At 69.2% G+C, this 9406-nt stretch carries 7 protein-coding genes and 1 pseudogene; 6 read left to right on the top strand and 2 right to left on the bottom strand.

Features of this window, described 5'->3' with window-relative positions; genetic code table 11:
• Both JDV09_RS26800 and JDV09_RS12870 read right to left on the bottom strand, forming a co-directional pair.
• Window positions 1–145, bottom strand: a pseudogene (locus tag JDV09_RS26800) (HNH endonuclease); the annotation flags it as partial.
• Between the two features lie 38 nt (window positions 146–183).
• Window positions 184–1389: a serine hydrolase domain-containing protein gene (locus tag JDV09_RS12870; RefSeq protein ID WP_221369527.1), complete on the bottom strand. Its 1206-nt coding sequence runs from the start codon at window positions 1387–1389 to the stop codon at window positions 184–186.
• Window positions 1390–1532: 143 nt separating this feature from the next.
• Here JDV09_RS12870 and pyrR point away from each other — a divergent pair, with 143 nt between their 5' ends.
• The 6 genes from pyrR (at window position 1533) to carB (ending at window position 9404) form a co-directional block, all read left to right on the top strand.
• Window positions 1533–2102, top strand: a complete 570-nt coding sequence (gene pyrR / locus JDV09_RS12865; protein WP_221369526.1) for a bifunctional pyr operon transcriptional regulator/uracil phosphoribosyltransferase PyrR — start codon at window positions 1533–1535, stop codon at window positions 2100–2102.
• Entirely contained in the window at window positions 2099–3046 is a 948-nt protein-coding gene (locus JDV09_RS12860) for an aspartate carbamoyltransferase catalytic subunit (RefSeq protein WP_221369525.1), read from the top strand. The genes pyrR and JDV09_RS12860 overlap by 4 nt, the downstream gene beginning before the upstream one ends.
• The gene (locus JDV09_RS12855) at window positions 3043–4335 is read left to right on the top strand and encodes a dihydroorotase (protein WP_221369524.1); all 1293 of its coding nucleotides are present in this window, start codon (window positions 3043–3045) and stop codon (window positions 4333–4335) included. The genes JDV09_RS12860 and JDV09_RS12855 overlap by 4 nt, the downstream gene beginning before the upstream one ends.
• Window positions 4332–4835 (top strand): PH-like domain-containing protein, encoded by a 504-nt coding sequence (locus tag JDV09_RS12850; protein WP_221369523.1) that lies wholly within the window; start codon window positions 4332–4334, stop codon window positions 4833–4835. The genes JDV09_RS12855 and JDV09_RS12850 overlap by 4 nt, the downstream gene beginning before the upstream one ends.
• The gene (gene carA / locus JDV09_RS12845; RefSeq protein ID WP_221369522.1) at window positions 4832–5965 is read left to right on the top strand and encodes a glutamine-hydrolyzing carbamoyl-phosphate synthase small subunit; all 1134 of its coding nucleotides are present in this window, start codon (window positions 4832–4834) and stop codon (window positions 5963–5965) included. Before JDV09_RS12850 ends, carA begins: the two co-directional genes overlap by 4 nt.
• Before the next feature lie 100 nt (window positions 5966–6065).
• Window positions 6066–9404 (top strand): carbamoyl-phosphate synthase large subunit, encoded by a 3339-nt coding sequence (carB, locus tag JDV09_RS12840; RefSeq protein WP_221369521.1) that lies wholly within the window; start codon window positions 6066–6068, stop codon window positions 9402–9404.
• The last annotated feature ends 2 nt before the right edge of the window (window positions 9405–9406 follow it).

Here is a 9406-nt window from a genome sequence, read left to right as displayed (position 1 = left end):
CGGCGCGGCGTTTGGCCGCCCACAACGCGGTCGCGCGGGCCTGCGCGGCGGCCGCGGCCGACTTGAGCCGTTCGCAGCGTTCGACCAGGTCACGCAGGTCGGCTTCACCAGCCCCCGGATCGATATCGAACACACTTTCGAACATGAACCCGACGCTACACCCGACCCCCGACAAACCGGCCGCTACCGCTCCAAGGCCTCGTAGGTACGGCGGACGAACCTGGGCTGCGCGGTCTGCAGCTTGGCCAGCGAGGTGTTTCCCGCGACCGCGGCGGCGGCGTCGACATTCATGTTGGGCAGGTTCTGGATCAGGTAGATCAGGATCAGGTCGGCCGACGGGTCGGCCTGCCACCACGTGCCGTAGGCGCCCGGCCAGGAGAACGTGCCGAGCCCGCCGGGTCCGAACAGCTGGCGAGACCGTGCCGGGTCGGTCACGACCGACAGGTTGAGGCCGAAGCCCCGGCCCACCCAGAACGGCGAACCCAGGAAGTCGTACCGCTTCTGCTCGTCGGTGAGGCGGTCGGTACGCATCAACTCGACCGACCGCCGCGACAGCACCCGCACGCCGTCGAGCGTGCCGTCGTCGAGCAGCATCCGCGCGAACCGCAGATAGTCGTCGACGGTGGACCACAGCCCGGCGCCGCCGGTGCAGAACGGCGGGTCGACGATCGGTGCGGGTCCCATCACGTCGTCGCGCAGGGAGCAGTCACGGTCGAGCTGGTACATCGTGGCGGCCCGGCGGCGGCCCCCGGCACCGACGCTGAACCCGGTGTCGCTCATTCCGAGCGGGCCCAGGATTCGTTCGTCGAGCACCTGGCTCAACGGCTTGCCCTCGATACGGGACAGCGCGATGCCCAGTACGTCGGTGGCGTGGCTGTAGGTGAGGCGTTCGCCAGGTTGGTGGACCAGCGGCAGCGCGCTCAGCTCCGACAACCAGCGATCCTGATCCTGGCGGGTGGGCAGTTTGCGGTAGGCGTCCGAGATCGGGCCGAGCACCGAGAACATGTAGGCCAGACCGCTGCGGTGGGTCATCAGGTCGTCGACGGTGATGTGGCGCTCGGCCGGCACCGTGCGGTCCAGTGGTCCGAGAGGGTCGACCAGCACCTGCATGTCGGAGAGCTCGGGCAACCACGTCGACACCCGGTCGTCGAGCGAAAGCCGACCCTCTTCGATCAGCGACATGGCGGCCGCCACCGTCGCCGGCTTGGTCATCGAGGCGATGCGAAAGATGGTGTCGCGCTGCATCGGTAGCCGCGCGTCGACATCGCGATAGCCCAGCTCGTTGACCTGCAGCACAGCGTCGCGCTGCCACACCAGCGTGACCGCGCCGGCCAGCAGGCCGGCATCGACCGCCTCGACGATGGACGCCTTGTTGCGGTCGAGGTTCATCGCGCCAGACTAGGTCAGCGGCTCGCGGGACAGGAATCCAGACCGCCGGCTGCCCTCCGGGCCCGCGCAGTGGTAGCCTTTGCGCGGTTTGGCCATCCTTTAACGACCGTCCGGCGAGGCGGAGAAGGAGGTCCGGGTTACACGTGGCTGCCACCACTGACCGGGAGTTGATGTCCGCGGCGGACGTGAGTCGCACCATTGCCCGCATCGCCCATCAGATCATCGAGAAGACCGCACTGGACGGTTCCGGCGGTCCCCGCGTCATCCTGCTGGGAATTCCGACCCGCGGCGTCACGCTGGCCGGCCGACTCGCCCGCAATATCGCCGAGTTCAGCGGCGCCGACGTCGCACACGGCGCGCTGGACATCACGCTGTACCGCGACGACCTGATGAGCAAGCCGCCGCGGGCGCTTGCCGAGACGTCGATCCCCGAGGGCGGCATCGACGACGCGCTCGTCGTCCTCGTCGACGACGTGCTGTACTCCGGCCGCACCGTGCGCTCGGCGCTGGACGCCCTGCGCGACCTGGGCAGGCCACGGGTCGTGCAGTTGGCGGTGCTCGTCGACCGTGGCCACCGTGAGCTGCCCATCCGCGCGGACTATGTCGGCAAGAACGTCCCGACCTCACGCAGCGAGAACGTCAAGGTCCGTCTCAGCGAGGACGACGGTTACGACGGAGTCCGGATCGCACCGCACGGAGGCCCCACGAGGTGAAGCACCTGCTGGCCGCGGCAGACCTGAGCCGCGACGACGCGACGGCAATACTCGACAACGCCGACCGGTTCGCCGAGGCGCTGATCGGCCGCGAGGTCAAGAAGCTGCCCACCCTGCGCGGGCGCACCATCATCACGATGTTCTACGAGAACTCCACCCGCACCCGGGTGTCGTTCGAGGTGGCGGGCAAGTGGATGAGCGCCGACGTGATCAACGTCAGCGCGTCGGGATCCTCGGTGGCCAAGGGTGAATCGCTGCGCGACACCGCGCTGACGCTGCGCGCCGCCGGGGCCGACGCGCTGATCCTGCGCCACCCGGCCTCCGGTGCGGCCCAGCAGCTGGCCGCCTGGACGCTCGACGAACGCGGTGGCCCGTCGGTGATCAACGCCGGCGACGGCACGCACGAGCACCCCACTCAGGCGCTGCTGGACGCGCTGACGATCCGCCAGCGACTCGGCGCGATCGAGGGCAGGCGGGTGGTGATCGTCGGCGACGTCCTGCACAGCCGGGTGGCCCGGTCCAACGTCGCGTTGTTGTCCACGCTCGGTGCGGAGGTGGTGCTCGTCGCGCCGCCCACGCTGTTGCCGGTGGGCGTCGACGGATGGCCGGTCACGGTGTCGCACGACCTCGACGCCGAGCTGGCGCTGGCCGATGCGGTGCTGATGTTGCGCGTGCAGGCCGAGCGGATGAACGGCGGATTCTTCCCGTCCTCGCGCGAGTACTCGGTGCGTTACGGCCTGTCCGACAAGCGCCAGGCGATGCTGTCCGACCATGCGGTGGTGTTGCATCCCGGCCCGATGCTGCGCGGCATGGAGATCGCGTCCTCGGTGGCAGATTCATCGCAATCTGCTGTGCTGCAACAGGTCTCGAACGGTGTGCATGTTCGGATGGCGGTGCTGTTCCACCTGCTCGTCGGGGCCGAAGTGGAGGCGATCAGCGCATGACGGTACTGATCCGTGGCGTGGTTCCCTACGGCGAGGGCGACGCGGTCGACGTGCTCGTCGACGACGGTCAGATCGCCGACATCGGCGCTCGGCTGGCCGCGCCCGACGGCGCCGAGGTCATCGACGCCGACCAGCAGATCCTGCTCCCGGGGTTCGTGGATCTGCACACCCACCTGCGCGAGCCCGGGCGGGAGTACGCCGAGGACATCGAAACCGGTTCGGCCGCAGCGGCCCTCGGTGGATACACCGCGGTGTTCGCGATGGCCAACACCGATCCGGTGGCCGACTCGGCGGTGGTCACCGACCACGTGTGGCACCGCGGTCAGCGGGTCGGCCTCGTCGACGTGCATCCCGTCGGTGCGGTGACCGTCGGGCTCAACGGCAAGCAGCTCACGGAGATGGGATTGATGGCTGCCGGTGTGGGCCGGGTGCGGATGTTCTCCGACGACGGCGTGTGCGTCGACGACCCGTTGGTGATGCGCCGCGCGCTGGAGTACGCGACCGGACTGGGCGTGCTGATCGCCCAGCACGCCGAGGAGCCGCGACTGACCGTCGGCGCCGTCGCCCACGAGGGGCCCAACGCGGCGCGCCTCGGCCTGGCCGGGTGGCCCCGCGCGGCCGAGGAGTCGATCGTGGTGCGCGACGCGCTGCTGGCCCGCGACGCCGGAGCCCGGGTGCACATCTGCCACGCCTCCACCGCGGGCACCGTGGAACTGCTCAGATGGGCCAAGGCGCAGGGCATCTCGATCACCGCGGAGGTGACGCCGCACCATCTGCTGCTCGACGATGCCCGGCTGGACAGCTACGACGGCCGAAACCGGGTCAACCCGCCGCTGCGGGAGGCCAGCGACACCATCGCACTGCGACAGGCCCTCGCCGACGGCGTGATCGACTGCGTGGCCACCGATCACGCACCGCACGCCGAGCACGAGAAGATGTGCGAGTTCGCCAACGCACGCCCCGGCATGCTGGGCCTGCAGACCGCGCTGTCGGTGGTGGTCCAGACCATGGTGGAACCCGGCCTGCTGACCTGGCGCGACGTCGCCAGGGTGATGAGCGAGAGCCCCGCCCGCATCGTCGGTCTGCCGGACCAGGGCAGGCCGCTGGCGGTCGGGGAGCCGGCGAATCTCACCGTGGTCGACCCCGCGGCGCGCTGGACGGTGCAGGGCCCGGAACTGGCCAGCCGCTCGGACAACACGCCCTACGAGGACATGGAACTGCCGGGCGTGGTCACCGCCACGCTGCTGCGCGGGCGGATCACCGCCCGCGACGGAAAGGTCGGCGAGTGAACACCCCGACGCTGGTGGCATCGCTCGTCATGGCCATCGTGCTGGTGGTGGCGATCGCGGTGCTGATTCAGGCGATGATGCGCGGATGGCGGCGCCGTACCGAACGCCAGGCCGCCATCGTCGGCACGCTGCCCGCGCTGCCCGACACCGTCGGACCCGTGATCGTGCCGCCCACCAAGGGGCTCTACGTCGGCAGCACGCTGGTCCCGAACTGGAACGACCGGGTCGCCGCCGCCGATCTCGGTTTTCGCGCCAAGGCCGTGCTGACCCGCTATCCGGAGGGGATCATGCTGCAGCGCACGGGCGCCGGGCCCATCTGGATCCCCGACGACGCGATCGCCGGCATCCGCGCCGAGCGCGGCCTGGCGGGCAAGGTCGTGCCCGGCGAGGGCATCCTGGCGATCCGCTGGCGGCTGCCGTCGGGCACCGAGATCGACACCGGATTCCGCGCCGATGACCGCGGGGACTACACGAAATGGCTCCCGGAGGAGGTCGCATGACGGGACAGAAGGCCCTGCTGGTGCTCGAGGACGGCCGGATCTTCACCGGCCGGCCCTTCGGGGCGGTCGGCGAGACGCTGGGCGAGGCGGTGTTCTCCACCGGAATGTCGGGCTACCAGGAGACCCTCACCGACCCCAGCTATCACCGTCAGATCGTGGTCGCCACCGCGCCCCAGATCGGCAACACCGGGTGGAACCTCGAGGACAGCGAGAGCCGTGGCGACCGGATCTGGGTGGCCGGTTACGCGGTGCGCGACCCGTCCCCGCGGGCCTCGAACTGGCGTGCCAGCGGCACCCTCGATGACGAGCTGGTGCGCCAGGGCATCGTCGGCATCGCCGGTATCGACACCCGGGCGGTGGTGCGTCACCTGCGCAGCCGGGGCTCGATGAAGGCCGGTGTGTTCAGTGGGCCGGCGGCCGAGACGCCGGTGGACGGGCTGGTCACCCGGGTGCGTGGCCAGGAGTCCATGTTGGGCGCCGACCTGGCCGGCGAGGTCAGCACCGATGCCACCTACGTCGTGGAACCGGAAGGGGAGCAACGGTTCACCGTGGTCGCCCTCGATCTGGGGATCAAGACCAACACGCCCCGTAATTTCTCCGCCCGCGGCATCCGCAGTCTGGTGCTGCCGTCCGCGGCGACCTTCGCGCAGATCGTCGACCACAAGCCCGACGGGGTGTTCCTGTCCAACGGGCCGGGTGATCCGGCCACGGCCGATCATCTGGTCCGCGTCACCAAAGAGGTCATCGACGCCGGAATCCCGTTGTTCGGCATCTGCTTCGGCAACCAGATCCTGGGCCGCGCGCTGGGCCGCTCCACCTACAAGATGGTGTTCGGCCACCGCGGGATCAACGTCCCGGTGATCGACCATGCCACCGGCCGGGTCGCGATCACCGCGCAGAACCACGGGTTCGCTCTGGAAGGTGAGGCCGGTGAACGGTTCGACACGCCGTTCGGTCGCGCCGAGGTCAGCCACACCTGCGCCAACGACGGTGTGGTCGAGGGGGTCCGGCTGAGCAACGGCAGGGCGTTCTCGGTGCAGTATCACCCGGAGGCCGCCGCCGGACCCCATGACGCCGAGTACCTGTTCGACCAGTTCGTCGACCTAATGGCCGACGGTAAGGATGCCTGAGATGCCCGAGATGCCTGAGATGTGCCGAAATGGCATTCCAGCAGGCTCCTTCTCGCACTTTTTCTGCCGGAATGCCATTTCGGCGAACAGGAGGGGATAGATGCCGCGTCGTGCAGATCTCAACCACGTCCTGGTGATCGGGTCGGGCCCGATCATCATCGGGCAGGCCTGCGAGTTCGACTACTCCGGCACCCAGGCCTGCCGGGTGCTGCGGGCCGAGGGTCTGCAGGTCAGCCTGGTGAACTCCAACCCGGCGACGATCATGACCGATCCGGAGTTCGCCGACCACACCTACGTCGAGCCCATCACCGCCGACTTCGTCGAGAAGGTGATCGCCCAGCAGGCCGAGCGGGGCAACAAGATCGACGCGCTGCTGGCCACCCTCGGCGGACAGACCGCGCTGAACACCGCGGTCAAGCTGTACGAGAACGGCACGCTGGAGAAGTACGGCGTCGAGCTGATCGGGGCCGATTTCGAGGCCATCCAGCGCGGCGAGGACCGGCAGAAGTTCAAGGACATCGTCAGCAAGGTGGGCGGTGAATCCGCCCGCAGCCGAGTCTGTTTCACGATGGACGAGGTGCGCGAGACGGTCGCCGACCTCGGCCTGCCCGTGGTGGTGCGGCCGAGTTTCACGATGGGCGGCCTCGGCTCGGGCATGGCCTACTCCGCCGAGGACGTCGAGCGGATGGCCGGCGATGGACTTGCCGCTTCGCCTTCTGCGAATGTGCTGATCGAGGAGTCCATCTACGGATGGAAGGAATACGAGCTCGAGCTGATGCGCGACGGCCACGACAACGTGGTGGTGGTGTGCTCGATCGAGAACTTCGACCCGATGGGTGTGCACACGGGTGACTCGGTGACCGTCGCCCCGGCGATGACGCTGACCGACCGGGAGTACCAGACGATGCGCACGCTGGGCATCGACATCCTGCGCGAGGTCGGGGTGGACACCGGTGGCTGCAACATCCAGTTCGCGGTCAACCCCACCGACGGCCGGCTGATCGTCATCGAGATGAACCCGCGGGTGTCGCGGTCCAGCGCGCTGGCGTCGAAGGCCACCGGCTTCCCGATCGCCAAGATCGCGGCCAAACTGGCGATCGGCTACACCCTCGACGAGATCGTCAACGACATCACCAAGGAGACCCCGGCGTGCTTCGAGCCGACGCTGGACTATGTGGTGGTCAAGGCGCCGCGGTTCGCGTTCGAGAAGTTCCCCGGTGCCGACACGACGTTGACCACCACGATGAAGTCGGTGGGCGAGGCGATGTCGCTAGGCCGCAACTTCGTCGAGGCGCTGGGCAAGGTGATGCGGTCGCTGGAGACCGGCCGGGCCGGCTTCTGGACCGGGCCGGACCCCGGGGGGGATCTGGCCGAGGTGCTGGCCCGGCTGCACACCCCGACCGACGGCCGGCTCTACGACATCGAATACGCGCTGCGCCTCGGCGGCACCGTCGACGAGGTGGCCGAGGCGTCCGGTGTCGACCCGTGGTTCGTCGAGCAGATCGCCGGGCTGGTGGAGTTGCGGTCCGAGCTGATCGACGCGCCCGTGCTCGAGGCCGACCTGCTGCGCCGCGGCAAGTACAACGGGCTGTCGGACCGTCAGATCGCCGCGCTGCGACCGGAACTGGCCGGCGAGATGGGGGTCCGGGCACTGCGTCAGCGGCTGGGCATCCACCCGGTGTTCAAGACCGTCGACACCTGCGCGGCCGAGTTCGAGGCCCGCACCCCGTACCACTACAGCAGCTACGAACTCGATCCCGGGGCCGAGACCGAGGTCGCCCCGCAGACCGAACGCCCGAAGGTGCTGATCCTCGGCTCGGGCCCCAACCGGATCGGGCAGGGTATCGAGTTCGACTACAGCTGTGTGCACGCCGCGACGACGCTGACGCAGGCGGGGTTCGAGACCGTGATGGTCAACTGCAACCCCGAGACGGTGTCCACCGACTACGACACCGCCGACCGGTTGTACTTCGAACCGCTGACCTTCGAGGACGTACTGGAGATCTACTACGCCGAGCAGGCCTCCGGACAGGGTGGCCCGGGCGTTGCCGGTGTCATCGTGCAACTCGGCGGTCAGACCCCGCTGGGGCTGGCCGAACGTCTGGAGAAGGCCGGGGTGCCCATCGTCGGCACCCGGCCGGAGGCCATCGACCTGGCCGAGGACCGTGGCCGCTTCGGCGAGGTGCTCACGTCCGCGGGCCTGCCCGCGCCCCGGTTCGGCACCGCCATCAGCTTCGAGCAGGCCCGCCGGATCGCCGCCGACATCGGCTACCCGGTGCTGGTGCGGCCGTCCTATGTGCTGGGTGGCCGGGGCATGGAGATCGTCTACGACGAGGAGAACCTGCAGCGCTACATCGAGCGGGCCACCGAGTTGTCGCCGGAACATCCGGTGCTGGTCGACCGGTTCCTCGAGGACGCGATCGAGATCGACGTCGACGCGCTCTGCGACGGCACCGAGGTCTACATCGGCGGCGTGATGGAGCACATCGAGGAGGCCGGAATCCACTCCGGCGACTCGGCGTGCGCGCTACCCCCGGTCACGTTGGGCCGCAGTGACATCGAGGCGGTGCGGCGGGCCACCGAGGCCATTGCGTTCGGCGTCGGGGCGGTCGGCCTGCTCAACGTCCAGTACGCGCTCAAGGACGACGTGCTGTACGTGCTGGAGGCCAATCCCCGAGCGTCCCGCACGGTGCCCTTCGTCTCCAAGGCCACCGCGATCCCGCTGGCGAAGGCGTGCGCGCGGGTCATGCTGGGCGCCACCATCGCCGAGCTGCGCGAGGAGGGTGTGCTGGCTCGCACCGGCGACGGCGCGACCACCGCGCGCAACGCGCCGGTCGCGGTCAAGGAAGCGGTGCTGCCCTTCCACCGGTTCCGCAAGTCCGACGGCAGCCAGATCGACTCGTTGCTCGGCCCGGAGATGAAGTCCACCGGCGAGGTGATGGGTATCGACCACGACTTCGGCACCGCCTTCGCCAAGAGCCAGACCGCGGCCTATGGTTCGCTGCCGGCCGAGGGCACGGTGTTCGTCTCGGTGGCCAACCGCGACAAACGTTCGTTGGTGTTCCCGGTCAAGCGGCTTGCCGACCTCGGTTTCCGGGTGCTGGCGACCCAGGGGACGGCGGAGATGCTGCGACGCAACGGGATTCCGTGCGAGGAGGTCCGCAAACACTTCGAGGAGCCCAGCCCGGACAGGCCGGCCCATTCGGCGCTCGAGGCGATCCGGGCCGGCGAGGTCGACATGGTGATCAACACGCCCTACGGCAACTCGGGGCCGCGCATCGACGGCTACGAGATCCGTTCGGCGGCGGTGTCGGTCAACATCCCGTGCGTGACCACCGTCCAGGGCGCATCGGCGGCGGTCCAGGGCATCGAGGCGGGCATCCGCGGCGACATCGGTGTGATGTCGCTGCAGGAGTTGCACAGCACGCTGGGGTCCTGACC

Origin of the sequence: Mycolicibacterium xanthum, assembly GCF_019710635.1 — a bacterium.
Lineage (GTDB): Bacteria > Actinomycetota > Actinomycetes > Mycobacteriales > Mycobacteriaceae > Mycobacterium > Mycobacterium xanthum.
The sequence above is the reverse complement of the archived record's forward strand: the minus strand, read 5'-3'. Positions and strand labels throughout refer to the sequence as shown.

Coding starts and splice junctions, on each gene's coding strand:
- carB (WP_221369521.1), top strand. CDS start 6,066: ATGCCGCGTCGTGCAGATCTCAACCACGTCCTGGTGATCGGGTCGGGC.
- JDV09_RS12855 (WP_221369524.1), top strand. CDS start 3,043: ATGACGGTACTGATCCGTGGCGTGGTTCCCTACGGCGAGGGCGACGCG.
- JDV09_RS12870 (WP_221369527.1), bottom strand. CDS start 1,389: ATGAACCTCGACCGCAACAAGGCGTCCATCGTCGAGGCGGTCGATGCC.
- carA (WP_221369522.1), top strand. CDS start 4,832: ATGACGGGACAGAAGGCCCTGCTGGTGCTCGAGGACGGCCGGATCTTC.